The 24,291-nt window shown below is 72.5% G+C and carries 24 protein-coding genes, 1 tRNA gene and 2 pseudogenes; 11 read left to right on the top strand and 16 right to left on the bottom strand.

Annotation, left to right across the window (positions count from 1 at the left end; genetic code table 11):
* Positions 1–36: 36 nt before the first annotated feature.
* The 4 genes from mshC to ACFWA7_RS12380 form a co-directional block, all read right to left on the bottom strand.
* Positions 37–1,266, bottom strand: a complete 1,230-nt coding sequence (gene mshC, locus ACFWA7_RS12395) for a cysteine--1-D-myo-inosityl 2-amino-2-deoxy-alpha-D-glucopyranoside ligase (RefSeq protein ID WP_385822662.1) — start codon at positions 1,264–1,266, stop codon at positions 37–39.
* A gap of 132 nt (positions 1,267–1,398) precedes the next feature.
* Entirely contained in the window at positions 1,399–2,280 is an 882-nt protein-coding gene (locus tag ACFWA7_RS12390) for an SCO1664 family protein (protein ID WP_385822660.1), read from the bottom strand.
* Positions 2,244–2,834 carry a DUF3090 domain-containing protein gene (locus tag ACFWA7_RS12385; protein WP_385535481.1) on the bottom strand — a complete coding sequence of 197 codons (591 nt, stop codon included), beginning with the start codon at positions 2,832–2,834 and terminating at the stop codon, positions 2,244–2,246. The genes ACFWA7_RS12390 and ACFWA7_RS12385 overlap by 37 nt, the downstream gene beginning before the upstream one ends.
* 95 nt (positions 2,835–2,929) lie before the next feature.
* The gene (locus ACFWA7_RS12380) at positions 2,930–3,628 is read right to left on the bottom strand and encodes a histidine phosphatase family protein (protein ID WP_385535483.1); all 699 of its coding nucleotides are present in this window, start codon (positions 3,626–3,628) and stop codon (positions 2,930–2,932) included.
* A gap of 59 nt (positions 3,629–3,687) precedes the next feature.
* On the opposite strand from ACFWA7_RS12380, the gene ACFWA7_RS12375 reads away from it, so the two are divergent.
* A complete protein-coding gene (locus tag ACFWA7_RS12375; protein WP_385822658.1) occupies positions 3,688–4,704 on the top strand; it encodes a magnesium and cobalt transport protein CorA in 1,017 nt (338 codons plus the stop codon).
* A 12-nt stretch (positions 4,705–4,716) separates the two neighbouring features.
* Here the strand turns inward: ACFWA7_RS12375 and ACFWA7_RS12370 are convergent, their stop codons facing one another.
* A complete protein-coding gene (locus tag ACFWA7_RS12370; RefSeq protein ID WP_385535487.1) occupies positions 4,717–5,505 on the bottom strand; it encodes a ferritin-like domain-containing protein in 789 nt (262 codons plus the stop codon).
* Positions 5,506–5,731: 226 nt separating this feature from the next.
* Positions 5,732–6,787, bottom strand: coding sequence for an LLM class F420-dependent oxidoreductase (locus ACFWA7_RS12365; protein ID WP_385822656.1), 1,056 nt, complete (start codon positions 6,785–6,787; stop codon positions 5,732–5,734).
* Positions 6,788–6,937: 150 nt separating this feature from the next.
* Here ACFWA7_RS12365 and ACFWA7_RS12360 point away from each other — a divergent pair, with 150 nt between their 5' ends.
* Entirely contained in the window at positions 6,938–7,921 is a 984-nt protein-coding gene (locus tag ACFWA7_RS12360) for an aldo/keto reductase (RefSeq protein ID WP_385822654.1), read from the top strand.
* On the top strand, positions 7,918–10,242 hold the full coding sequence (locus tag ACFWA7_RS12355) for a helix-hairpin-helix domain-containing protein (protein ID WP_385822652.1): 2,325 nt from the start codon (positions 7,918–7,920) through the stop codon (positions 10,240–10,242). Before ACFWA7_RS12360 ends, ACFWA7_RS12355 begins: the two co-directional genes overlap by 4 nt.
* 104 nt (positions 10,243–10,346) lie before the next feature.
* Here the strand turns inward: ACFWA7_RS12355 and ACFWA7_RS12350 are convergent, their stop codons facing one another.
* Complete coding sequence (locus ACFWA7_RS12350) at positions 10,347–11,012, bottom strand: hypothetical protein (protein WP_385535493.1); 666 nt, start codon at positions 11,010–11,012, stop codon at positions 10,347–10,349.
* 47 nt (positions 11,013–11,059) lie between these two features.
* On the opposite strand from ACFWA7_RS12350, the gene ACFWA7_RS12345 reads away from it, so the two are divergent.
* The gene (locus ACFWA7_RS12345; RefSeq protein WP_188275129.1) at positions 11,060–11,248 is read left to right on the top strand and encodes a DUF5703 family protein; all 189 of its coding nucleotides are present in this window, start codon (positions 11,060–11,062) and stop codon (positions 11,246–11,248) included.
* 93 nt (positions 11,249–11,341) lie between these two features.
* Here the strand turns inward: ACFWA7_RS12345 and ACFWA7_RS12340 are convergent, their stop codons facing one another.
* The 3 genes from ACFWA7_RS12340 to ACFWA7_RS12330 all read right to left on the bottom strand — a co-directional run bounded on the left by ACFWA7_RS12340 (position 11,342) and on the right by ACFWA7_RS12330 (position 14,051).
* Positions 11,342–12,142 (bottom strand): chaplin family protein, encoded by an 801-nt coding sequence (locus ACFWA7_RS12340; protein ID WP_385535496.1) that lies wholly within the window; start codon positions 12,140–12,142, stop codon positions 11,342–11,344.
* A gap of 137 nt (positions 12,143–12,279) precedes the next feature.
* Positions 12,280–12,513, bottom strand: a complete 234-nt coding sequence (gene chpH / locus ACFWA7_RS12335; RefSeq protein WP_385535498.1) for a chaplin ChpH — start codon at positions 12,511–12,513, stop codon at positions 12,280–12,282.
* Positions 12,514–12,725: 212 nt separating this feature from the next.
* Entirely contained in the window at positions 12,726–14,051 is a 1,326-nt protein-coding gene (locus tag ACFWA7_RS12330; protein ID WP_385822650.1) for a M20/M25/M40 family metallo-hydrolase, read from the bottom strand.
* A 190-nt stretch (positions 14,052–14,241) separates the two neighbouring features.
* Here ACFWA7_RS12330 and ACFWA7_RS12325 point away from each other — a divergent pair.
* The 5 genes from ACFWA7_RS12325 to ACFWA7_RS12305 all read left to right on the top strand — a co-directional run bounded on the left by ACFWA7_RS12325 (position 14,242) and on the right by ACFWA7_RS12305 (position 17,527).
* Positions 14,242–14,329: transfer RNA gene (locus ACFWA7_RS12325), tRNA-Leu, on the top strand.
* Positions 14,330–14,366: 37 nt separating this feature from the next.
* On the top strand, positions 14,367–15,329 hold the full coding sequence (locus tag ACFWA7_RS12320) for an RluA family pseudouridine synthase (protein WP_385535521.1): 963 nt from the start codon (positions 14,367–14,369) through the stop codon (positions 15,327–15,329).
* Positions 15,330–15,399: 70 nt separating this feature from the next.
* Positions 15,400–16,347, top strand: coding sequence for an aldo/keto reductase (locus ACFWA7_RS12315; protein ID WP_385535523.1), 948 nt, complete (start codon positions 15,400–15,402; stop codon positions 16,345–16,347).
* Complete coding sequence (locus ACFWA7_RS12310; protein WP_385535525.1) at positions 16,344–16,655, top strand: L-rhamnose mutarotase; 312 nt, start codon at positions 16,344–16,346, stop codon at positions 16,653–16,655. The genes ACFWA7_RS12315 and ACFWA7_RS12310 overlap by 4 nt, the downstream gene beginning before the upstream one ends.
* Positions 16,652–17,527, top strand: a complete 876-nt coding sequence (locus ACFWA7_RS12305) for an amidohydrolase family protein (protein WP_385822648.1) — start codon at positions 16,652–16,654, stop codon at positions 17,525–17,527. The genes ACFWA7_RS12310 and ACFWA7_RS12305 overlap by 4 nt, the downstream gene beginning before the upstream one ends.
* Here ACFWA7_RS12305 and ACFWA7_RS12300 read toward each other — a convergent pair.
* From ACFWA7_RS12300 to ACFWA7_RS12285, 4 genes are all read right to left on the bottom strand, one after another.
* Entirely contained in the window at positions 17,511–18,140 is a 630-nt protein-coding gene (locus ACFWA7_RS12300) for an MBL fold metallo-hydrolase (protein ID WP_385535529.1), read from the bottom strand. The genes ACFWA7_RS12305 and ACFWA7_RS12300 overlap by 17 nt on opposite strands.
* Entirely contained in the window at positions 18,140–19,225 is a 1,086-nt protein-coding gene (locus tag ACFWA7_RS12295) for an S-(hydroxymethyl)mycothiol dehydrogenase (RefSeq protein WP_385535531.1), read from the bottom strand. The genes ACFWA7_RS12300 and ACFWA7_RS12295 overlap by 1 nt, the downstream gene beginning before the upstream one ends.
* 152 nt (positions 19,226–19,377) lie before the next feature.
* Positions 19,378–20,826: an amino acid permease gene (locus ACFWA7_RS12290; protein ID WP_385535533.1), complete on the bottom strand. Its 1,449-nt coding sequence runs from the start codon at positions 20,824–20,826 to the stop codon at positions 19,378–19,380.
* Positions 20,827–21,035: 209 nt separating this feature from the next.
* A complete protein-coding gene (locus ACFWA7_RS12285; protein ID WP_385535535.1) occupies positions 21,036–21,737 on the bottom strand; it encodes a FadR/GntR family transcriptional regulator in 702 nt (233 codons plus the stop codon).
* A gap of 194 nt (positions 21,738–21,931) precedes the next feature.
* On the opposite strand from ACFWA7_RS12285, the gene ACFWA7_RS12280 reads away from it, so the two are divergent.
* Positions 21,932–22,441, top strand: a complete 510-nt coding sequence (locus ACFWA7_RS12280) for a gluconokinase (protein WP_385535537.1) — start codon at positions 21,932–21,934, stop codon at positions 22,439–22,441.
* A 34-nt stretch (positions 22,442–22,475) separates the two neighbouring features.
* Positions 22,476–22,853, top strand: a pseudogene (locus ACFWA7_RS12275) (gluconate transporter); the annotation flags it as partial.
* 33 nt (positions 22,854–22,886) lie between these two features.
* Here ACFWA7_RS12275 and ACFWA7_RS12270 read toward each other — a convergent pair.
* Positions 22,887–23,528 (bottom strand): annotated as a pseudogene (locus ACFWA7_RS12270) (cytochrome b/b6 domain-containing protein); the annotation flags it as partial.
* Positions 23,470–24,213 carry a molybdopterin-dependent oxidoreductase gene (locus ACFWA7_RS12265; protein WP_385822646.1) on the bottom strand — a complete coding sequence of 248 codons (744 nt, stop codon included), beginning with the start codon at positions 24,211–24,213 and terminating at the stop codon, positions 23,470–23,472. The pseudogene ACFWA7_RS12270 and the gene ACFWA7_RS12265, both read right to left, overlap by 59 nt.
* Positions 24,214–24,291 lie beyond the last annotated feature (78 nt).

The following is a 24,291-nucleotide window of genomic DNA, read 5'->3' as shown; positions in this document are numbered from 1 at the left end:
GGTGGGCAGTGCCCACCCGGCGCCTGCTCGAAGGTCTTAGAGGGCCACGCCGAGCAGCGCGTCGACGGCGCGCGAGACCACGCCGGGCGCGCCCTCGTCCGTACCGCCCTCGGACTGCTGCAGAGCGGCCCACCGGTCCACGGCCAGGAGCGCCGTCGGGGCGTCCAGGTCGTGGGAGAGGGCGTCGCGGATCTCCTCGACCAGCGCGTCCGCGGACGGCCCGTCGGGGCGGGAGACGGCCGCGCGCCAGCGGGCGAGCCGCTCCAGGGCGTCCTGGAGGACCTGGTCGGTCCACTCCCAGTCGGCCCGGTAGTGGTGCGAGAGCAGCGCGAGCCGGATCGCCGCCGGGTCGACGCCGTCGCGGCGCAGCGTGGAGACGAAGACCAGGTTGCCCCGGGACTTCGACATCTTCTCGCCGTGCAGCGCGACCATGCCGGCGTGGACGTACGCCTTGGCCATCGGGAACTCGCCGGTGAGCACCTGGGCGTGCGAGGCGCCCATCTCGTGGTGCGGGAAGGCGAGGTCGGAGCCGCCGCCCTGCACGTCGAAGCCCATGCCCAGATGGTCGAGGGCGATGGCGACGCACTCGATGTGCCAGCCCGGCCGGCCGCGGCCCAGGCTCGCGCCGTCCCAGCTCGGCTCACCCTCGCGGGCGGCCATCCAGAGCATCGGGTCGAGCGGGTTCTTCTTGCCGGGGCGCTCGGGGTCGCCGCCGCGCTCGGCGGAGAGCCGCCGCATGGCTTCGGCGTCCAGGTGGGAGACCTGCCCGAAGTGGGCGTCGCTCTCCACGGAGAAGTAGACGTCCCCGTCGAGTTCGTAGGCGGCGCCCGCGTCCCGCAGCCGCTCGACGAGCGGCACGATGCCGGGTATCGCCTCGACGGCTCCGATGTAGTGCTTCGGGGGAAGCATCCGCAGGGCGGTCATGTCCTCGCGGAAGAGTGCGGTCTCGCGCTCGGCGAGCGCGGTCCAGTCGTGCCCGTCGCGGATGGCGCGCTCCAGGAGCGGGTCGTCCACGTCGGTGACGTTCTGGACGTAGTGAACCTGCCGCTTGTTGTCGAGCCACACGCGCTGAACGAGGTCGAACGCGTTGTAGGTCGCCGCGTGACCCAGGTGGGTCGCGTCGTACGGGGTGATGCCGCAGACGTAGATACGGGCGACGGGACCGGGGTCGAGGGTGACAAGACCGCCGGTCGCGGTGTCGTGGATCCGGAGGTCGCGGCCCTTGCCGGGCAGGGCGGGGACCTCAGAAGCGGGCCAGGCATGCATGTCATGAGCGTAACCGGACGCACGCTCCATATTCGAACCGGATGTGCGCTCTTGGCCGAATACGGGGTCTTGCGCGGACCCGGCCCACCATGCATGGATCCCTCTTGTCCCGTTACGTCACCGGTGCCGGGCCTACACCGGCGGCCAGGGAATCGGCGGCCACTCGCCCGACGGGCTGCGGTGCACCCCGTCCGCCAGCAGGCCCGCCACCCGGTCCCGCAGCGCGTCCAGCTCGGCCGCGGTGATCAGCTCCGCCAGTCGGGTGGCCAGCGGCTCGCCGGGGGCGAGGACGGCCGCGAGACGGGTCAGCGCCGCCACCGCCTCCGCGGTCAGCGGCTCGCCCGCCCACCCCCACAACAGCGTGCGCAGCTTGTCGTCGACGTTGAAGGTGACACCGTGGTCGATGCCGTAGAGGCGGTCGCCCTCGGCGGGCAGCAGATGGCCGCCCTTGCGGTCGCCGTTGTTGATCACGGCGTCGAGCACGGCGAGCCGCCGCAGCCGCTCGTCGTCGGCGTGCACCAGGAGCGCCGTGCGGCCCTCCCCCACATCCGCGAGCCCGACCGCCTTCCAGCCCTCGCCCGGCTCGTCGCCGTCGACGAGCGCGAGCAGCCCGCCGTCGGCCTGCTCGGCGTCCTCGGCGTTCTCGGCGTTCTCGGCTCCGTCAACGTCTTCGGCGCCCTCGGCCGGCGTCTCGATCCACAGCTGGACCATGCCCTCGCCGTACGGCCCGTCGCGCAGCACGGTCGGCGGCACCAGGTCCCAGCCGAGGGCCGCGCTGACCTCGTAGGCGGCGACCTCGCGCTGGGCGAGCGTGCCGTCCGGGAAGTCCCACAGCGGGCGCTCCCCGGCCACCGGCTTGTAGACGCAGTGGGCGCTCTCGCCCTCGTACGCGACGGAGCAGTACAGCACCGCGTTGGACGCCTCGCGGATCCGGCCGCGGACGGTGAGCTCACCCTTGGCGAGCAGTTCCACCGCCGTCAGGCTCCCCGTCGGTATCCGTTCTGGCGCGGGCATACGTGTCCTTCCGGGTCGAGCGGCAGGCTGCACAGCGGGCACGGCGGGCGGCCCGCGTTGACCACGTCCAGGGCGCGCTTGGCGAAGGCGCGGGCCTGGGCGCCGGTGAGGCGCACCCGCAGCATCGGCGGGCCGTTCTCGTCGTCCTGGAGCAGCCGCTCCTCGGCCTCCGCGAGGTCCTCGTCGGAGTCGGCGTCGAGCTCGACCAGGGCCTGCGCCTCGATGACCATGCGCTGCTCCTCGCCGTCCCAGGCGAGCGCCATGGTGCCGACCCGGAACTCCTCCTCGACGGGCGAGTCGAGCGGCGCGGTGTCGGTGACGTCGGCGGGGGCTACGGCCGGGACGGGCGCGTTGCCGCCGGTGCGCCGCACGACCTCGTCCAGGAGCTCGTCGATCCGCTCGGCGAGGGCCGCGACCTGGGTCTTCTCCAGGGCGACGCTGGTGGTACGGCTGCCCGCGGACGCCTGGAGGAAGAACGTACGGCGCCCGGGCAGCCCGACCGTACCGGCCACGAAGCGGTCCGGTGGGTCGTAGAAGAACACCTGACGGGACACGTCCTGGTCTCCCTATGTCGGAATGAGCGGTGAGTGCGGGCCCGCCGGGGCGGAGCGCGGTGTTTTCGGCCCGTCCACCCTACTGCGCCCGGCGATCACGGTGCTCCCGCGCCACCCCCGACGACGGCCCGGTCGTCGGCGGCCTCGTTTTCCTTGGCCGCCCGCGGCGCCAGCGAGCCGAAGTCCCCGGTCTCTCCCAGGCGCATCAGGAACGGGCGCAGCCGGGTGTAGCGGATCGCGGTCAGGGAACACGGTTCCACCGAGATCCGCTGAAAGAGGTCCAGATGCATTCCGAGGGCGTCGGCGACGACCGACTTGATGATGTCCCCGTGCGAGCACATGACGAACACGGCGTCCGGGCCGTGCCCGGCCTCCACGCGCGCGTTCCACTCGCGCACCGCCTCGACGGCTCGCCGCTGCATGGCCGGCATCGACTCGCCGCCCGGGAAGGCCGCGGCCGACGGGTGCTGCTGCACCACCTCCATCAGCGGGTCCTCGGAGAGCTCGGCGAGCTTGCGGCCCGACCAGTCGCCGTAGTCGCACTCGCTGATGCGCTCGTCGGTGTGGAGTTCCAGCCCGGGCCGCGCCTCAAGCAGGGGCCGCAGGGTCTCCTGGCAGCGCTCCAGCGGACTGGAGACGGCTGCGGCCAGCGGCAGTCCGGCGAGCCGGGCGGGCAGCGCGGCGGCCTGGGCGGCGCCGCGCTCGTCGAGCAGCACACCGGGCGTGCGCCCGGCCAGCACGCCCGAGGTGTTGGCGGTGGAGCGTCCGTGACGTACGAGGATCAGCGTGGCCATGTCCGCCAGCGTAGGCCGAGCGGCGAGAGCGGGTGCGCCCGGTACGGGTTCGCGGAAGAATGCGCGCCGTGATCGTCGACTGCGCCATCTATCGGGACGGCCGCCGCACCGAGGGCCCGCCGGACTACTCCGATGCGCTGGAAGAGGCCCGGGCGGCCGGGGACGCGTTTGTGTGGCTGGGCCTGTACGAGCCCACCGAGGACGAGTTCGACCTGGTCAGCAGCGAGTTCGGGCTGCACGCGCTGGCGGTCGAGGACGCGCTGACGGCCCATCAGCGGCCCAAGCTGGAGGTGTACGACGACTCGCTGTTCGTGGTCCTCAAGCCGGTGACGTACGAGCAGGAGAGCGACAAGGTCAGCACCGGCGAGCTGATGCTCTTCATCGGCGACTCGTTCGTGGTGACGGTCCGGCACGGCGAGAGCTCGCCGCTGCACGATGTGCGCATGCGCCTGGAGGCCGAGCCCGAACTGCTCCGGCACGGTCCGACGACCGTCCTGTACGTGGTGAGCGACGCCGTCGTCGACCACTACACGGAGGTGGCCGCCGAGCTCCAGACGGACCTGGAGGAGCTGGAGGCGGAGGTCTTCGCGCCGGTCGGCCGCGAGGGCAAGGGCCGCGCCCCGGGCGACGGGAGCACGGTCGCGTCGCGGATCTACACCTTCAAGCGGCAGGTGCTTGAGTTCCGCCGGGCGAGCGGTCCGCTGGCGGAGCCGATGCAGCGGCTCTCCGGGGCCGGGGTGCCGTTCGTGCACGACAAGGCGCAGCCGTTCTTCCGCGATGTGAGCGACCACCTCACCCGCGTCAACGAAGGCGTGGACGGCCTGGACCGGCTGCTCTCCGACATCCTCTCCGCCCATCTCGCGCAGATGGGCGTGCGGCAGAACGACGACATGCGGAAGATCTCCGCGTGGGCGGCGATGGCCGCGGTGCCGACGATGGTCGCGGGGATCTACGGCATGAACTTCGAGCACATGCCGGAGCTGGGATACGTCTGGGGGTATCCGGCGGTGCTGGCGCTGATGGCGGGGCTCGAAGTGCTGCTGTACCGCACGTTCAAACGCCGCGGCTGGCTCTAGGGGGCCGGGCGGTCACGCGAACTCGGGCGCCGGGGCGGCGGGTCCGCCCAGCACGTCGCGGCGCTCCGGCATCGTCAGGCTGACCATGCGCCGCCAGCCGCCGGCCCGTTCGTAGGCGTACACGCCGTGGATCCCGGCCGTCAGCGCCGCCGACTTGGCCTTCGGCCAGCCGAGGATGCGGCCCATGTGCCCCATCACGGCGAGGCTGACGTCCCGGTAGACGCGGATCTCGGCGAGCGCGCACTCGCGCAGCACGCGCTGGATGGTGCGGCCGTGCCCGGCGTACGCCAGGCGCAGCAGCTCCTCGTGGCAGTAGGCGAGGTGGTTGTCCTCGTCGTTGCTGATCATCCGGATCGCCCGGCCGACGTCGGGGTGGTCCCCGAAGTACCTGACCAGCATCACCATCTGGTCGGCGGCCCGCTGCTCGGTGACGCGGCTGTGCGAGAGGTAGGTGACGATGTCCTGCTCGGCCAGCGGCCGTTGCGCCCGCAGCCGTTCATGGGCGAGCCCGATGCCGTGCCGCTCCAGGAGCATCGTGTAGTCGGTGTCGGCCGGCACCGGGACCGGGGTGAGGCCGCGCCTCTTGAGCAGCGCGTGGAAGATCCGCCCGTGCTTGTCCTCGTCGGCGCCGTGCCGGGCGATCTTGGGGGCCAGGTCGTGCTGCTCCGGTGGGACCAGCGCGGAGATACGGCCGTTCTCCCAGCCGCCCTGGGTCTCGCCGCTGGCCGCGATCGAGCAGAAGAGCCGGAACGACTCGTCGTGGTCGAGGATCTCCTGGAACAGGCTCTTGGCCGAAAGCATCGCCGTACCTCCGCATGACTCCCGTACAGACATCCGCAAAGGGCAAGTCAAGTGCGGAGGACAGAACGGGGCAACAGGGGCGCCTCTTGGCTGGGCCGAACGAAGGAACGCACGAGGGCGTGCCGGCCCGTAACCCATCCGGCGCACGGCGCGTTGTTCGGGGTGACGGCCGTGGCGGGGAAGACCCCCCGAGCCCCCACCACGGCCGCAGACCTCCCGTTCCGCGTTACGCCAGGCCCGCGTGCTCCAGCGCCTCGGTGCCCGCCCGCAGCGCCGCCACCCGCTCATCCAGCGTGAAGCCGGCCGGGGCGAGGGTGAGGGTGGTGACCCCGGCGGCGGCGTAGGCCCGCATCCGGTCGGCGATGCGCTCCACCGAGCCGAGCAGCGTGGTCGAGTCGATGAGCTGCTGCGGGATGGCGGCGGCCGCGCCCGCCTTGTCGCCGGAGAGGTACTTGTCCTGGATCTCGGCGGCCTCCTTCTCGTACCCCATGCGCTGCGCGAGCTGGTTGTAGAAGTTCTGCTTGCGGCTGCCCATGCCGCCGACGTAGAGCGCGGTGTACGGGCGGAACATGTCGGCCAGCGCGGGGACGTCGGCGTCCGCGCCGAGCGCCAGCGGCAGGGTCGGGCAGACGTCGAAGCCCTCCAGGGTCTTGCCCGCCTTCTCGCGGCCCGCCCGGATGTGGCGGATCGCGGTGTCCTCCAGGTGGTCGGCGGAGGGGAAGATCAGCAGCGCGCCGTCGGCGATCTCGCCGGTCTGCTCCAGGTTCTTGGGGCCGATCGCGGCGATGTAGAGCGGAATGTGCTCGCGCTCGGGGTGGACGGTGAGCTTGAGGGACTTGCCGGGGCCGTCGGGCAGCGGCAGCGTCCAGTGCTCGCCCTCGTAGGAGAGCCGCTCGCGGGTCATCGCCCGGCGGACGATCTCGACGTACTCGCGGGTGCGGGCGAGCGGCTTGTCGAACTTGACGCCGTACCAGCCCTCGGAGACCTGCGGACCCGAGACGCCGAGGCCGAGGCGGAAGCGGCCGCCGGAGAGCGAGTCGAGGGTGGCGGCGGTCATCGCCGTCATCGCGGGCTGGCGGGCCGGGATCTGGAGGATCGCGGAGCCGACGTCGATGCGCTCGGTCTGGGCGGCGACCCAGGCCAGGACGGTGGGCGCGTCCGAGCCGTAGGCCTCGGCGGCCCAGCAGACGTCGTAGCCGAGCCGGTCGGCCTCCTGGGCGACGGCGAGATTGTCGCCGTCCATTCCGGCGCCCCAGTAGCCGAGGTTGATCCCGAGCCGCATGACGGTCCCCTTACTGATCAGTAACGTCCCTGTTCCGGGGGACTCTAGCGCGCGGGCGGACGGGGCGGCAGGGCTCCTGGAGTCCGGACAGGCCCTGAGTTGTCCACAGGGCCTCACCGGCTCGCGCCATGGCCAGTAATCTCAGCGCCCATGGAGCAGAGGCACCTGGGCCGTACGGGCCTGCGCGTATCCCGGATCGGGCTCGGCACTCTCACCTGGGGCCGGGACACCGACGAGCACGACGCCGCCGATCTGTTGAAGGCGTTCTGGGAGGCCGGCGGCACACTGGTCGACACGGCGGACGTGTACGGGGGCGGGGACGCCGAATATCTGCTCGGGCAGCTGGTGGAGCGGCTGGTGCCGCGCCGCGATCTGGTCATCTCGACCAAGGCGGGCAGCGTGCCCGACCCGGACCGGCGCTTCGACGGCTCGCGCGGCCATCTGCTCGCCGCGCTCGACGAGTCGCTGGAACGTCTCGGCACGGACTACGTGGACATCTGGCAGGTCCACGCCTTCGATCCGCTCACCCCGCTCGACGAGACGCTCCAGGCCCTGGACATCGCGGTGAGCAGCGGCCGCGTGCGGTACGCGGGCGTGTCCGACTTCTGCGGCTGGCAGCTCGCGAAGGCCGCGACCTGGCAGTTGGGCGCGCCGGGCGTGCGGACCCGGCTGGCCTGTACGCAGATGGAGTACTCGCTGCTCCAGCGCGGTGTGGAGCGGGAGGTGCTGCCGGCCGCGATCGACCTCGGGATCGGGCTGCTGCCGTCCTCGCCGCTGGGGCGGGGGGTGCTGACGGGGAAGTACCGCAACGGCACCCCGGCGGACTCGCGCGGGGCGTCGGAGACGCTGGCGCCGTTCGTCGCGCCGTATCTGGACGACGCGGCGAGCCGGATCGTCGACGCGGTGACGATAGCCGCGGACGGCCTCGCGGCGACGCCGCTGCAAGTCGCGCTCGCGTGGGTGCGGGACCGGCCCGGAGTGGCCGCGCCGATCGTCGGCGCGCGCAACGCGCAGCAGCTCGCGGCGGCATTGTCAGTGGAGGCGCTTAGTCTTCCAGACGAGATCTGCCGGGCGCTGGACGATGTGTCGGCGCCCGTGCACCGCTATCCCGACCAGGACTGGAGCACCTTGTGACCGCGCTTCCCCCGGGGACGGCCCCCGGAACCCGGGCCGATGGCGCCGAAGGCGCCGAAGAAGCCGGTGCGGCCGAAGTGGCCGAGGCAGCCGACACGCCCGAAGGCGCGGGGGAGGTTGCGGAGGACTCGGCTCCGGCCGCCGAGGACGTGGCCGGTGCGGCCGACGGCCCGGCCGAGGACGGCGCCGCGCCCGAGGACGCGGGCGAAGCCGCAGACCAGGCGGGTCCGGCACCCGAAGGCGCCGACACCCCTGCTCCGGGCGCCGACGGCGCCGCCGGGACCGGTGACGGCTCCGCCGAGTTGTCCGAGGCCCAGGCCGAGCTCGCCGCGCAGCGGGAGTTGCGGGCGCGGATCGAGGCGCGGAAGGCCGAGAAGGAGGGGACCGTCGCGGCCGGGACCAAGCTCAGCGGGCAGGCCGCCGACCTGCTCGCGGCCGTCCGTGCGGTCGAGAGCGGTGAGAAGCCGGGAGCGTCGTTCTTCGCCTCCGCCCCGGCCCCGCGCCGCCCCGCCCCGGTACCGGCCGCCCCCGCTCCTGTACGGACGCAGGCGTCGCAGCCCGCGCGCGTGGCCGCCGGGCCTGAGGCGCTGGCCGCGGTGCGGGCCGTGCTGAGCGACGGCGGCGCGCCGGACTCGCTGGCCCCGCAGGTCACCGACGCCCTGGGCGAGCAGGCGGCCGACGTGCTGCGGACCGACCCCTGGCAGCTGCTCGCCGTGCCCGGGGTCCGCCCCGAACAGGCCGACGGCTTCGCCCGGGCGCTGCTCGGCGCGGAGTGCGGCCCGGACGACCCGCGCCGGGCGGCCGCGCTGGTCGCCTGGACCCTGGAGCGCGCGTCGGTCCAGGGCCACACCGCGCTGCCGATCGCGGCGGTGAAGGCGGCCCTGGCCGAGCGTGCGGTGCCGGACCCGGACGAGGCCGTGCGGCACGCGATCAGCGAGGGCGTGGTGCTGGTCTTCGAGGACGGGGTGGCCGCGCTGGACGGTGAGACGGCCGACGCCGAAGAGGACGAGGCGGAGGACGAGGCGGAGGAGACCGCCCCCGTCGAGGTGCTGCTCGGCCTCGACCGGTACGCACTGGCGGAGGAGAGCCTCGCCGACGGCCTGGCCCGGCTCGCCAACGCCCCCGTGAAGGACGACGGTGCGGACTGGTCGGGCGCCGCGGCGGCCGCCCCGACGCCGTCGGCCGCCGAGCTGATCAGGGCGGTGGCGGGCAACGGCCTGGTCACCCACTCCGGCGGCGAGGCCGCCCGTGCCGAGTCCGCGGCCGTGGTCGCCGCCGCACACGGCCTCGGCCTGCGGGCGGCCGCCGCCGCGCACACCCGGGACGGGCGGCGCCGGCTCGCCGGGGCGGTGGGGGCCGAGCGCGCGTTCACCCTGGCCGCGCTGCTCTCCGGGGCCGAGGGGCCGGGCCGGGACGAGGACGGGGCGCTCGCGCTGGACGTGCTGGTCGTGCAGGACGCCCCGCAGCTCGACGTGGAGGGCGCGGCGATGCTCGTCGAGTCCCTGCCGGACGGCTGCCGTCTGGTGCTCGGCGGGGACCCGGAGGTGCTGGGTTCGGCGGGCGCGGGCCGGGTGTTCGCCGATGTGCTGGCGGCCCGGGCGGTCCCGCACGTGGCGTCGCGCACCCCGGACCCCGGCCCGATCGGCGAGCTGGTCTCGGGGATCGGCGCCGGTGAGCTCGGCCAGGTCGAGGCGCCGGGCAAGGAGGTCGTGATCGTCCCGGTGCGGGACGCGGGCGAGGCGGTGCACCGCTGCGTCCAGCTGGTCGCGGACTCGGTGCCGCGCGCGATCGGCGTGCCGACCGAGCAGACCCAGGTGATCACGGTCGGCCACGGCGGCTCGGCGGGTACGCGGGCGCTCAACGCGGCCCTGAAGGAGCGGCTCAACCCGGGCCCCGGCCGGTTCGCGGGCTTCGACCCGGGCGACCGCGTGGCGTACGCGGAGGCGCCCGGACGCACCTCGGTGGGCGTGGTCGGCTCGGCGGGCCCGGACGGGCTGCACCTCGACTGCGGCGGTGAGCCGCTCGTCGTCCCGAAGGAGCGGGTCGAGTCGGCGCTGCGGCACGGCTGGGCCCTCACCGCCCACCAGGCGGCCGGGACGCGCTGGCCGGCGGTCGTGGCGGTGCTGCCCGGGGACGCGGCGCAGGGCCTCAGCCGGGCGTGGGTCTACACGGCGTTCGGCCGCGCCGAGCGCCATCTGTCCGTGGTGCACGGCGTGGACCAGGCACTCCCGCGCGCGGTGGCCGAGGTGCCCGCCCCCGCGCGTACGACCCGGCTCACGCCCCTTCTGACGGCCCTGCTGCGGACGCCCGAGGCGGAGTAGCCCCGGCCCCCCGCCGCCGATACGCGACAGCCTCCGTGCCCGTACGGGACACGGAGGCTGTCGGCAAGGCGTCAGAACGCCCGAGAGTCAGAACGCCGGAGGTGTCACGAAGCCCCCGGCAGGTCGTCCTCGTCCTCCAGCTCCTCCTCGTCGAACACCGCGCTGACGTCGAACCGGCACACCACCCGCTGCGGATCCGCGTGGTCGAACGGCGTGCTCAGCCACTCCCCCGGCTCCGGCGGCTCGTCCGCCGCCGACACCCACAGCGTGGAGTCGCCCTCCTCCAGGCCGAACTCCTTGTGCCGGGAGGCGATCTCGTCCGGTTCGTACTCCCCGAAGAGCACCCCGAGCGCCGCGTGCACGCTCGCGCCGACCACGGCGGCCGCCCGGTCCTCCTCGGCCGAGTCGCTCGCCTCCGGGTCCAGGTCCGCGATCCGCTGGGCCTGGGCGAGCAGCCGCTGGGGTTCCACCACCGCGTAGTCGCGGCGGATGAGCACGCTCAGCGCGTTCGGCTCCTCCGGGCCCGTATAGGGCGGCAGGGAGTCGTCGGCGCCCGGGATCTCGAAGGGGGTGACCTCGTCGTACCGGTCGTAGAGCCGCTCGTCGTACGCCTCGGCAGCGGCCGCCAGGGCGTTGAACGCGTCGTACACGGCCGGATCGTCGTCCCCGGTGCGGCGTTCCACCGCCTCCAGGTGGCGGTCCAGCGCGGCTTTGACCGCGTCGGCGGCGGCACGTACCTCGGCAGCGGAGGGCTGCGCAGCATCAGACATAGTGCAGACGCTATCCGTACCAGGGCTCTGCCCGCACAATAGATGCGATGCCGGAATACGAATTTGTCGACGTGTATGTGCCTCGCGGGGTCTCCCGCAAGGACGCCACACGCCTGCTGACCGACCACGCCGAGTACGGACACTGGGAGTTGGAGCGACTGAGCCTGCTGCGTGACGGCAGCCGCAGGGTGCGGCTGCGCAGGCGGATCATCCGCCAGCTGCGCGCCACGTGGTGACGGACATCGTGTGAGGAAAACGGATCGGGCCCCGCGGTCGCGAGGCCCGATCCGTTCTGTCTGATTCCTGCCGCTCTGGTGCCGCGGCTCCGCTTACGCGCCGGAGCGGGCGCGGCGGTAGAGCGTGGCACCGGCGAGCAGCAGACCCGCGCCGGCCGGGAGGGCGATGCCCACCGCGTCCGACCCGGTGTGCGCCAGCGCGCCTGCGGCCTGCGGGGCCGTCACGGCCTGCGCGCCCGGGCCGTGCGGAGCGGCCGGGGCCCCCGGGGTGTGCGGGTGCTGGCCGGGCTTGGTCCGGTGGATCGGCTTGACCGCGTCCCCGGGCTTGCCCGGGTGGTGCGGCGTGCCGGGGTGGTGAGTGCCCGGGTGCTCGCCCTCGCACGGCTCACCGGGCTTGCCGGGGTGGCCCGGCTTTCCCGGGTGGCCGGGCTTGCCGGGGTGGTGCGGGGTGCCGGCGTGGTGACCGTCGCCGGACACATTGGCGCAGTCGTTGCCGAAGACCGGGTTGAGCGCCCCGATCACGGTGACGCCGTTGCCGCAGGCGTTGACCGGCACGTCGACGGGCGCCTGGACGCTGTTGCCGGAGCCCACACCGGGCGAGTCGCTCGCGTGGCCGTGGGCCTTGGCACCGCCGCCGCCGTGGTGCGAACCGCCCTTGTTGACACAGGTGTTGCCCATCGCCGGATTGAGCAGCCCGATGATGTTGACGGTGTTGCCGCACGCGTTGACCGGCACGTGGACCGGTGCCTGGACCGCGTTGCCGGACAGGACGCCCGGGGAGTTGGTCGCGGAGCCGTTCGCGTTCGAGTCGGCGTGCGCGTAGCCGCTGCCCATGGCGATGACGCCGGTGGCGGCGGCCATGGTGATCAGGCCTTTTCTGGTGACCTGTCGCATAGGTTGTTCCCTGCCTTCTACCTTCCGGATGCTCCCGGACACCGTTGCGCCCGGGAGTGGGTGCCTGGCGGCCCCGGAGTGCATGGCGCGCACTCCGGGGCCGCCCGACTCAGACCCTCACGGGTTCAGGCTCGACGTCACTTGTTGACGCAGGTGTTGCCGAACGCGGGGTTCAGCAGCCCGATCACCGAGATCGTGTTACCGCAGACGTTCACCGGCACATGGACGGGCACCTGAACGACGTTGCCGGAAGCGACACCCGGGGAGTGCACAGCGGCACCCTGGGCACCCGCGTCGGCGACGGCCAGGCCCGCGCCCGCGAGAACCAGACCACCAGTGACAGCCGCAGCAGCGACGACCTTCTTGATCATTACTTCCTCCTTGTTGGCAAAGGTGCGATCCCAGCCGCGGACCGCACACCCTGTAACGACGGGGAAGTTATGGGGCTACGAGCTTATGAACGCATTCACTCTTCTCAGTCAACTGCGCACGCCTGGACGATTGTTGGCTTGTCGTTTCGGCAAAGCGGCCGTCGCACGGTCCACGGGTGCCGTGCGTGCCGGCACCCGTGGACCTTCCCAGGTCAGGAGGCGTCGATGAACCGGTCGAGGACCCGTACGCCGAACTTCAGACCGTCCACCGGCACCCGCTCGTCCACGCCGTGGAACATCCCGGCGAAGTCCAGCTCCGGCGGCAGCTTCAGCGGCGCGAAGCCGAAGCAGCGGATCCCGAGGTCCGCGAAGGACTTGGCGTCGGTGCCGGCCGAGAGCATGTACGGCACGGCCCGCGCGATCGGGTCCTCGGCCACCAGGGCCGTCTGCATGGCGTCGACGAGCGCCCCGTCGAAGGTGGTCTCCAGCGCCTTGTCGGCGTGCACGTCCTCGCGCCGCACCCGGGGTCCCAGGATCCGGTCGAGATCGGCGAGGAACTCCTCCTCGTACCCCGGCAGGAAGCGGCCGTCGACGTGCGCGGTCGCCTGCCCCGGAATCACGTTGACCTTGTAGCCGGCGCCCAGCCGGGTCGGGTTGGCGGTGTTCTGGAGCGAGGCGCCGATGAGCTTGGCGATGCCGCCGAGCTTGGCCAGGGTCTCGTCCATGTTCTCCGGGTCGAGCTCGGTGCCCAGCGCGTCCCCGAGCTCGTCGAGGAAGTGCCGCAGCGTCTTGGTGACGCGGACCGGGAACCTGTGCCGCCCGAGCCGGCCGACCGCCTCGGAGAGCTCGGTGATGGCGTTGTCCTTGTGGATCATCGAACCGTGCCCGGCGCTGCCGTCCACGGTCAGCTTCATCCAGTGCATGCCCTTCTGGGCGGTCTCCACGAGGTAGAGCCGCAGGTTCTCGTTGACGGTGAACGAGAAGCCGCCGACCTCGCTGATCGCCTCCGTCACGCCCTCGAACAGGTCGGGGTGCTTGTCGACGAGGTAGCGGGCCCCGTACGTGCCGCCCGCCTCCTCGTCGGCGAGGAAGGCGAGCACGATGTCGCGCGGGGGCTTGCGGCCGCTGCGCAGCCGGTCCCGGACGACCGCGAGGGTCATCGCGTCCATGTCCTTCATGTCGACCGCGCCGCGCCCCCAGACGCAGCCGTCCGCGATCTCGCCCGAGAACGGGTGGTGCGTCCAGTCGTCGGCGTTGGCCGGGACGACGTCGGTGTGGCCGTGGATGAGCAGCGCGGGCCTCGACGGGTCCTCGCCCTGGATCCGGGCCACGGTGGAGGCCCGTCCGGTGTGCGACTCGAAGATCTTCGGTTCGAGCCCCACCTCCGCGAGCTTCTCGGCCACGTACTCGGCCGCCGCCCGCTCGCCGGGACCGGAGTGGTCCCCGTAGTTGCTGGTGTCCATCCTGATCAGATCGCGACAGAGGTCGACGACCTCGTCCTCGCCGGTCACGCCCCGCGCCGCCTTCGACTCGCTCACGCTGCTTCCTCCCGTTGCCGCTGCCGCTTCCAGAGTCCACCTCATCCTCCCCCCGCGCCCCCGCCCGCCCAAGGGCGGCTTCCCGTCGACATACGGCGTTCACGCAGGCCACGGGGGTGATCGAGCACCCCCAGATGTTTGCTATTGTTTTCCACGTCGGAACGGGCACGGCCCGCGAGACAGACACCTTGTCCGGGTGGCGGAATGGCAGACGCGCTAGCTTGAGGTGCTAGTGCCCTTTATCGGGCGTGGGGGTTCAAGTCCCCCCTCGGACACCACTTGAAAACCCCAGCTGAGCTGGGGTTTTCTTGTTTTGTGAGACGTAGAGCCAAGATCCCGGCCGCCCCGCTCCCCCAGCGCGGCGGCATCGACCCGGTGCGGGTGCGGCTGCCCGTGGACCCGGACGGGGCCTGGGGGACGGTCCGGGAGCATCTGGTCGAGCGGTTCCGGGGCGCGATCGGTGCCGCGCGGGTGGAGGAGATGATCCGCGGTGGGCGGTTCCTGACCGCCGACGGGCCCGTGGACGACGAGCTGGCGTACCGGCCGGGGATGTACGTCTGGTTCCACCGGGACTTCGCTCCCGAGGTGCCCGTGCCGTTCGGGATCGGGATCGTCCACCGCGACGAGCGGATCGTGATCGCGGACAAGCCGCACTTCCTGGCCACCACGCCCCGGGGCCGGCACATCACCGAGACCGCCGTCGCCAGGCTGCGGCGCGAGCTCGGTCTGCCCGCGCTCCAGCCCGCGCACCGCCTCGACCGGCTGACCGCCGGTCTCGCCCTGTTCGTCGTGCGCCCCGAGGACCGGGGCGCGTACCAGAGCCTGTTCGCCGAGCGGCGGGTGCGCAAGGAGTACGAGGCGATCGCCCCGTACGACGCGGGCGTGGCGCTGCCGGTGACCGTGCGCAGCCGGATCGTCAAGGAGCGCGGGGTGATCGCCGCGCGCGAGGAGGCGGGCGAGCCGAACGCCGAGAGCCGGATCGAGCTGATCGGACACCGGGGCCGGCTCGGCCGCTACCGGTTGCTTCCGGCGACCGGGCGCACCCATCAGCTGCGGGTCCATATGAACGGCCTCGGGCTGCCGATCCTCAACGACCCGGTCTATCCGGTACTGGCCGAGGAGCCCGGCCCGGACGACTTCACCAGTCCCCTGCAACTGCTGGCGAAGGTACTGGAGTTCTCGGATCCGGTGGACGGGCGGGAGCGGAGGTTCGAGAGCGGGCTGCGGCTCGCCGCGTGGCGTCCGGACGACGATGACCGTAATACATCGGATCAATAGAGGCCGCGCGAAGGGAAATTGGGGGTTAAGGGGTACCTCAACCCCTGAGACATCTGATAAATGTGCTCGTATGCGCGTCACAAAGCTCGGTGCTAGCGGCTGTGCCGTCAGTACGCTCTCCCTCGGCGCGGCCGGGCTCGGCAACCTCCTCGGCGAGGTGTCCGACGCCGACGCACGGGCTGCGGTCGACGCCGCCTGGGACGTCGGCGTCCGCTACTTCGACACCGCCCCGCACTACGGCCTCGGCCTCTCCGAGCGCCGCGTCGGCGCGGCGCTGCGGGACCGCCCCCGGGACGCGTACACCGTGTCCACCAAGGTCGGCCGCGTCCTGGAGCCGCTGGCCGAACCGGCCGGTGACGATCTCGCCGAGGGGTTCGCCGTACCCGCCACCCATCGCCGCCGCTGGGACTTCAGCGCGGACGGGGTGCGGCGGAGCATCGAGGACAGCCTCGGGCGCCTCGGCCTGGACCGGATCGACGTCGTCTTCCTGCACGACCCCGACGACCACGCCGAACAGGCCCTGGACGAGGCCTATCCGGCCCTTGAACGGCTGCGTGCGGAAGGTGTCGTACGGGCCATAGGGGCCGGGATGAACCAGGCCGGGCTGCTGGCCCGGTTCGTACGGGAGACGGATGTGGACGCGGTGCTGTGCGCCGGGCGGTACTCGCTGCTCGACCAGCGGGCGGGCGTCGAGCTGCTGCCCGAGGCGGCCGCACGCGGCAAGAGCGTGGTCGTCGGCGGGATCTTCAACTCGGGGCTGCTCGCCGATCCCCGGCCGGGCGCCCCCTACGACTACACGGCCGCGCCCCCGGCCCTCCTGGAGCGGGCGCTGCGGATCAAGGCGGTCTGCGAGTCGCACGGCGTCCCGCTGCGGGCCGCGGCCCTCGCCTTCCCGCTGCGGCACCCGGCGGTGGCGAGCGTGCTGGTGGGGGCGCGCTCGGCGGCCGAGGTCCGGGACACGGCCGAACAGTTCGGGCGGCCGGTGCCGCAGGCGCTGTGGGAGGAGCTGGGCGTATGAGGGTCGCACTGCACACCAGGGTCCGGGGTGACCGGATCGAGGAGTACGAGGCCGCGCACCGGGAGGTCCCGGCGGAGCTGACGGCGGCGATCCGGGCCGCCGGGGTCACCGAGTGGACGATCTGGCGCAGCGGCACCGAGCTGTTCCATCTGATCGAGTGCGCCGACTACGGGCGGCTGCTCGCCGAGTTGGAACGGCTGCCGGTCAATATCGCCTGGCAGGCGAGGATGGCCGAGCTGCTCGACGTCGTCCACGACTACTCCGGCGCGGGCGCGGACGCCGGGCTGCCGGTGGTGTGGGAGCTGTGACGCCCCACCGGGGGACGGGCGCGCGGGTCGTCGACGCGCACCACCATGTGTGGGACCTTTCCGTGCGCGACCAGGAGTGGCTCGCCGAGCCCGAACTCGCCCCGCTGCGGCGCACCTTCACCCTCGACGAGCTGCGGGTGGAGGCCGACGCCGCCGGGGTGGCGGCCACCGTCCTTGTGCAGACCGTGACCGTGGCCGAGGAGACCCCGGAGTTCCTGGCGCTCGCCGAGGACGACCCTCTCGTACGCGGCGTCGTCGGCTGGACCGATCTCACCGCGCCCGGGGTGGCCGACGAACTGGCCCGGCTGAGGGAACTGCCGGGCGGGGAGCGGCTGGTGGGGATCCGCCATCAGGTGCAGGGCGAGCGCGACCCCGAGTGGCTGCTGCGGCCGGACGTGGCCCGGGGGCTTGCGGCCGTCGCGGACGCGGGGCTGGCGTACGACCTGGTGGTCCTCCCCCACCAGCTGACCGCCTGCGTACGGGCCGCCGGACTCCACCCCGGACTCGTCTTCGTCCTCGACCACCTGGGCAAGCCGCCGATCGGCGCGCGCGACACCGGGCCCTGGGGATCGGCGGTCCGCGCGCTCGCCGCCCTCCCGAACACCGTCTGCAAGCTGTCGGGCCTGGTCACCGAGGCGGGCCCGGACTGGAGCGCGGCCGGTCTGCGGCCGTACGCGGACACGGTCCTGGAGGCGTTCGGACCGGCACGGCTGATGTTCGGCTCGGACTGGCCTGTGTGCCTGCTCGCCGCCTCGTACGGCGAAGTCCTGGACGTAGCACGGCTGCTGACCGAGGACCTGGGCCCGCACGAACGGGCCCAGGTCCTCGGCGGCACGGCGGACCGCGTCTACGGGCTCAGTGGCCGCGCCTGACCCACTCGTCCAGGTGGGGTGCCTCGTCGCCGATCGTGGTGGAGTCGCCGTGGCCCGTCCGTACCACTGTCTCGGGCGGCAGGGTGAGCAGCCGCTCGCGGATCGAGTCGACAATCGTCGGGAAGTGCGAGAAGGACCGGCCGGTCGCGCCCGGGCCCCCGGCGAACAGGGTGTCGCCGGTGAACACCGTGCCCAGCTCGGGGGCGTACAGGCACACCGCGCCCGGGGCGTGGCCCGGGGTGTGCAGCACGGTCAGCGTCGTGCCCGCGACCGTCACGGCCTCCCCGTCGGCCAGCTCGCCGTCGGGGGCGCGGTCCGGGTGGGTGAGCTTCCACAGCGGCAGGTCGCCGGGGTGAAGGAGCACCGGCGCCCCGGTGGCCTCCGCGAGTTCCGGGGCGGCGTCGATGTGGTCGTTGTGGGCGTGGGTGCAGACGATCGCGCGCAGGGTGCGGCCGCCCAGCGCGGCCTGGATCGCCGACGCGTCGTGGGCGGCGTCGATGACCACCGCCTCCTCGTCGTCGCCGACGATCCAGACGTTGTTGTCGACGTCCCACGTGCCGCCGTCCAGCGCGAACGTGCCCGAGGTGACCAGGTGCTCGATGCGGGCGGCCATCAGAACGCCACCACCGAGCGCAGCACATCGCCCTCGTGCATGCGCTCGAAGGCCGTCTCGACCTCGTCGAGCGCGATGGTCTCGGTGACGAAGGCGGCGAGGTCGATCCGGCCCTGCTGGTGCAGGTCGATCAGCATCGGGAAGTCCCGCGAGGGCAGGCAGTCGCCGTACCAGGACGACTTGAGCGCGCCGCCGCGTCCGAAGACGTCGATCAGCGGCAGCTCCAGCTTCATGTCCGGGGTGGGCACGCCGACCAGGACCACGGTTCCGGCCAGGTCGCGGGCGTAGAACGCCTGCTTGTAGGTCTCGGGGCGGCCGACCGCCTCGATGACCACATCGGCGCCGAAGCCCCCGGTCAGGGCGCGGACGGCCTCGACGGCGTCCTCGGTGCGCGAGTTGACGGTGTGGGTGGCGCCCATGGTCTTCGCGGTGGCCAGCTTGCGGTCGTCGATGTCCACGGCGACGATCTTCGCCGCGCCCGCGAGCCGGGCGCCCACGATCGCCGCGTCCCCGACCCCGCCGCAGCCGATGACGGCCACCGTGTCGCCGCGGCCGACGTTGCCGGTGTTGAGGGCGGCGCCGATGCCCGCCATGACACCGCAGCCGAGCAGCCCCGCGACGGCCGGGGAGACCGACGGGTCGACCTTGGTGCACTGCCCGGCGGCGACCAGCGTCTTCTCGGCGAAGGCGCCGATGCCGAGCGCGGGCGACAGCTCGGTGCCGTCCAGCAGGGTCATCTTCTGCTTGGCGTTGTGGGTGTTGAAGCAGTACTGGGGGCGGCCGCGCAGACAGGAGCGGCACTGGCCGCACACCGCGCGCCAGTTGAGGATCACGAAGTCGCCGGGCGCCACGTCGGTCACCCCGGCGCCGACCGACTCGACCACACCGGCGGCCTCGTGGCCGAGCAGGAAGGGGAAGTCGTCGTTGATCCCGCCCTGCTTGTAGTGCAGATCGGTGTGGCAGACCCCGCACGCCTGGACCTTCACCACGGCCTCGCCGGGCCCCGGGTCCGGCACCACGATCGTCTCCACCCGTACGGGCTCGTCCTTCCCCGGCGCGATGACCCCTCGGACCTGCTGCGGCATGCGTGAACTTCCTTTCTGGCACCGCCGGTACGCGCGGACGCGCAGGGGCGGAGACGTGTACGGGCCGGACCTCCGCACGTTACCGGGTGCATGGCGAAGGGCGGCACCCCGCGCCGGGATGCCGCCCTTCTCGTACGTACGCGGTGCGTCCGCTACTTGGCCGCGATCTCCGCGACCCGCCTGCGGACCAGGTACCAGCCGCCGACCAGCATGCCCAGGATCACGGGCAGGCAGTAGACGGTGGTGCGGCCCACGCCGCCGCCGTACCACATCAGGTACAGCACGGTGGCGAGGAAGACCAGCGTGACGATCTGGGTGTACGGGGCCCAGGGCAGCCGGTAGGAGGGGCGGGTGAGCAGGCCCTCCTGGGCGCGGCGCCAGAACAGCAGCGAGCAGATCATGATCATCGCCCAGGTGCCGAGAATGCCGATCGAGGCGAAGTTCAGCACGATCTCGAAGGCGTCGTCGGGCATCAGCTTGTTCAGGGCGACACCGGCGGCACCGAAGGCGGCGGTCAGCAGGACACCGCCGTAGGGCACCTGGCCCTTGTTCATCCGGGCCGTGAACTTGGGCGCGGAGCCCGCCACGGCCATCGAGCGCAGGATGCGGCCGGTGGAGTACAGGCCCGAGTTGAGGCTGGAGAGCGCGGCGGTCAGGACCACCAGGTTCATCACACCGGCCGCGCCCGGCACGCCGAGCTTGTCCAGGACGGTGACGAAGGGGCTCTGCTCGCCGGAGTACTCGGTGTACGGCAGGAGCAGCGCCAGCAGGACGACCGAGCCGACGTAGAAGATGCCGACGCGCCACATGATCGAGTTGATCGCCTTGGGCAGGATCTTCTGCGGGTTCTCGGTCTCGCCCGCCGCGACACCGCAGAGCTCGACCGAGGCGTACGCGAAGACGACGCCCTGGACGACCAGGAGCATCGGCAGCATGCCCATCGGGAAGATGCCGCCGTGGTCGGTGATGTTGGCCAGGCCCGGGGTGTTGCCGTCGACGCCGTGCTGGGTGGCGACCAGGTAGATGCCCACCAGCATGAAGGCCACCAGGGCCGCGACCTTGACGATCGCGAACCAGAACTCCATCTCGCCGAAGTACTTCACCGAGATCAGGTTGGCGGTGAGGACCACGGCCAGGGCGATCAGGGCGAGGACCCACTGCGGGATGTCGCTGAACATGGCCCAGAAGTGGGCGTAGGTCGCGGCGGCCGTGATGTCGGCCACGGCGGTGGTCGACCAGTTCAGGAAGTACAGCCAGCCCGCCGTGTAGGCGCCCTTCTCGCCCATGAACTCACGGGCGTAGGAGACGAAGGCGCCGGAGGAGGGCCGGTAGAGCACGAGCTCGCCGAGGGCCCGGACGACGAAGAACGCGAAGACGCCGCAGACCGCGTAGGCGATCGCGAGCGAGGGGCCGGCGCCCGCCATCCGGCCACCGGCGCCGAGGAACAGGCCGGTGCCTATCGCGCCGCCGATGGCGATCATGTTGATATGGCGGGACTTGAGGTCCTTGCTGTAACCGGCGTCACCGGCATCGATGTGGGGGGTGCCCTGCGCCGGCGCGGACGCCGACGTCTCGGCCGCAGGCATGGTGCGGTCACTCATGTAGCTGTATCGCCTTCGTGAGGGGTCATGCGGTCGTGCGATACCGGGCTGTGCCGGTGCCGTCCCGGCTATGGCCGGTGATGCGGGTGAGTACTGGGGTCACCGCGGCGTGGCTGATTCGGGACATGGTCGCGGCTCGACGGGGCATTTGGCAGTGGCCAATGTCACGTACGGGCAGATCTGTGATGAATCTGAGGTAAATCTGAGCTTTAGGGGGCGAGTACGTCCAATTCCTTGAGGGCCCCGACGGCGATCTCTCGCGTGAGTCTCTCGGCCCGCTCCGCGTCCCGCTCCCGGACCGCCTCGGCCACCTGGACATGCAGGGTGACGGCTGCCGGATCGGGGTCCTCGAACATCACCTGGTGGTGGGTTCTGCCGGTCAGGACCTCGGCGACCACGTCGCCGAGCCGGGCGAACATCTCGTTGCCGGAGGCGTTCAGGACGATCCGGTGGAAGGCGACGTCGTGGACGAGGTAGCCCTCCAGCCGGCGCCCGCGCGAGGTGGCGACCATGCCGAGCGCCTGCTCGGTGAGGGCGGCGCACTGCTCGGGGGTGGCGTGGTGGGCGGCGAGCCCGGCGGCGACCGGCTCCACGGCCGAGCGCAGCACGGTCAGTGAGCGCAGCTGGCGTGGCCGGTCGGATCCGGCCAGGCGCCAGCGGATGACCTGGGGGTCGTACACGTTCCACTGCTCGGTGGCCCGGACGGTCACCCCGACCCGGCGCCGGGACTCGACCAGCTGCATGGACTCCAGGACCCGGATCGCCTCGCGGATCACGGTGCGCGAGACGTCGAAGCGCTGGGCGAGCTCGTCGCCGCGCAGCACGCTGCCGGGCGGGTATTCGCCTGCGGTGATCGCGCGGCCGAGGGTGTCGAGCACCTGCGCGTGCAGTCCCCGGGCCTGTGTGGTCATGGCCGTAAGGGTACGGGGAGGCGGGGCCGGGGCAGGACGGGCGCGCGAGGGCCGCCGTCGAACAAGTATTACTTATTAATCACGAGCTCTTGAATACGTCGCACCTTTGGGTTTCAGTAGCGCGACGGGCGGATGGCCGGAAACGGCCCCGGCCCGGAACACATCGATGTCGACGAAGACAGCGAGGCACCGCTATGAGCACCCCCCACGTCGTCGTGGTGATGGGCGTGGCCGGCACCGGCAAGACCACGATCGGCCCCCTGGTCGCCGCCGCGCTCGGCGTTCCGTACGCCGAGGGCGACGACTTCCACCCGGCGGCCAACGTCGCCAAGATGTCGGCCGGCGTCCCGCTGGACGACGGCGACCGATGGCCCTGGCTCGACGCGATCGGGCAGTGGGCGCACCGCCGGGCCGGCCTCGGCGGGGTGGTGAGCAGCTCCGCGCTCAAGCGGGCCTACCGCGACCGGCTGCGGGCGGCCGCCCCCGGCCTCGTCTTCCTGCACCTCACCGGCGACCGGGAGCTCATCGAGCGGCGGATGAGCGAGCGCAAGGGGCACTTCATGCCCACCGCACTGCTCGACTCGCAGTTCGCCACGCTCCAGCCGCTCGGGGCGGACGAGGCCGGGGTGGCCGTCGACATCGCCGGGACCCCCGAGGAAATCACCGACCGGGCCGTCGCCGCACTGCGCCGGCTCGCCGACTGACCCGCCGGCCAACTCACCAGCCAAGGACCACACCGTGACCAGTCTCAGCGTCGAGATCCTGGCAGCGGGCGCGGCCGAGCCGATCACCTCGGCAGGCAACGCCCGGCTGGGGATCGCCGTACTCGCCGGCATCGCCGTCATCGTCCTGCTCATCACCAAGTTCAAGCTGCACGCGTTCCTCGCCCTGACCATCGGCTCGCTGGCGCTCGGCGCCTTCGCGGGGGCGCCGCTGGACAAGGCGATCACCAGCTTCACCACCGGCCTGGGCAACACCGTCGCCGGTGTCGGGGTGCTCATCGCTCTCGGCGCGATCCTCGGCAAACTGCTCGCCGACTCGGGCGGCGCGGACCAGATCGTCGACACGATCCTGGCGAAGGCCGGGAAGTCCGGCGGGCGCGCGATGCCGTGGGCGACCAGCGCTCCCCCGGCCCTCCAGTTCCTCCAGCCACAGCCCGTGCTCGCGCCGGGCCCACGGACGCCCCACTGACCCGGTGCGCATGCCACGGCGTGCCTCCGGGTCGAGGAGCGCCATGGTCACATGGCCGGTGAGTACGATCCCGACGGCCAGCGCCAGCCAGTCGTGGACGAACGTCGAGCCGACCCGCACCGCCAGCGGCGCCAGACGCGTGAACCACATGAGCAGACCGGTGCCGAGCAGGACGAGCGCGGCCCCGGTGATCCACCCGGCGTAGACCTTCTGCCCCGCGTTGAACTTGCCCGCCGTACGCGGATGTTCGTCCCGGGTGAGCGCCGAGCGCAGCCAGCGCCGGTCGTGCGGCCCGAACCGGTTGAGGCGGCGCAGATCGGCGCGGAAGGCGCGGGAGACGAGCCCCGCCAGGACCGGTACGGGCAGCAGCACGCCCGAGATCTCGTGCACCCGCACCACCAGCTCCCGGCGCCCCACGGCCTCGGCGAGCTGCGGCAGATAGAGCACGGCGGCCGACAGCACGCACACGCCGAACACCAGGGCGTTGGTCCGGTGCACCCAGCGCTCGGCCCGGGTGAACCGCCGTACGCGCGCGGCGGGTTCAGCTCGTGGGGTGGTCGTCGCGCCCGTTGGACCGGCCGACCCAGGCATCCGTGTCATAGCCCCGCTCCTCCCAGAATCCCCGCCGCACCTTGCCCGTCACGGTGATCCCGGAGAGCCATTTCGCCGACTTGTAGAAGTACATGGGCGCCACATAGAGGCGGACCGGGCCGCCGTGGGCGTGCGACACGGGCTTGTCCCGCATGCTCAGGGCGACCAGCACGTCGTCGCGGCGGGCCTGTTCGAGCGTGAGGCTCTCGGTGTACGTGCCGTCGAAGCAGGTGAAGCGGACCGCCCCGGCTCCTGGGCGCACCCCCGCGGCGTCGAGGAGCCGGGACAGCCTCACCCCCGCGAACGGGGTGCCGGGCACCCGCCACCCCGTCACGCACTGCACGTCCCGGACCAGCCGGGTCTGCGGCAGCGCCCGCAGTGCGTCAAGGGTGTAGGTGGCCGGGCGTTCGACCAGGCCGTCGACGGTGAGCCGGTAGTCGGCGGCGCCCTTGTGCGGTACGGAGGCGGCGACCGAGTAGTAACGGAAGCCGCCGCCGTGGGGCAGCAGGCCGGTCAGGCCGGTGGGGTCCTTCCCGGCGGCGGCGCCGAGGACCGACTCCAGGCCGCGCTGGAGGACCGGGGCGGCGGCGACCCCGGCGACGCCGAGGCCGAGCATGCCGAGCACGATGCGGCGGCCGACGGGGGCGCTCTCGGCGGTGGACGGTTCGGGTGGTTCGGGTGGTTCGGGTTTCACCCTCCGATTCGAGCACCGGCGGCCCCCGGACACCAGGGGCCGCGGCACACCGTCATCGTTTGGTCAGAGTTCGCTCGG

The organism is Streptomyces sp. NPDC059994 (assembly GCF_042737755.1).
In the GTDB taxonomy this organism is placed as follows: Bacteria; Actinomycetota; Actinomycetes; order Streptomycetales; family Streptomycetaceae; genus Streptomyces.
This window is presented reverse-complemented; position numbering and strand designations above follow the sequence as displayed.